This is a genomic window from Pseudomonas sp. 2995-1 (assembly GCF_002742505.1).
Taxonomy (GTDB): Bacteria; Pseudomonadota; Gammaproteobacteria; order Pseudomonadales; family Pseudomonadaceae; genus Aquipseudomonas; species Aquipseudomonas sivasensis.
Window position 1 is genome coordinate 1 of the sequence record NZ_LJSA01000321.1, and the last position, 338, is coordinate 338.

Sequence of the window (338 nt, forward strand, 5' to 3'; positions counted from 1 at the left end):
TTTCTGGGATCGGAGCTTTTTTTATTTCTATGACAAACTGGAGTTTCACCAAGCCTTTCGCGGCAAAGAATATTGAGAAAAATTTAAAACATAAAAGGAGGAAATAAAATGTTAGATCGTCTACAAGAGCTTAAAGACGAAGCCTTAAACAAAGTCAAGGAAGCATCTTCTCTAAAAGAACTAAAGGAGATCAGAATTGCTTATCTTGGGAAAAAAGGACCGATCCAAGAAGTTATGAAAGGGATGGGGAAACTTTCCAAAGAAGAGCGACCAAAAGTAGGTCAAGTAGTGAATGAAGTGCGGGAAGCAGTTACTGCACTCATTGAAGAGAAAGAGCA

General features: G+C 38.2%; 1 pseudogene. It reads left to right on the plus strand.

Annotation, left to right across the window (positions count from 1 at the left end):
• Window positions 1-108: 108 nt before the first annotated feature.
• Window positions 109-338 (plus strand): annotated as a pseudogene (pheS, locus tag AOA61_RS08155) (phenylalanine--tRNA ligase subunit alpha); the annotation flags it as partial.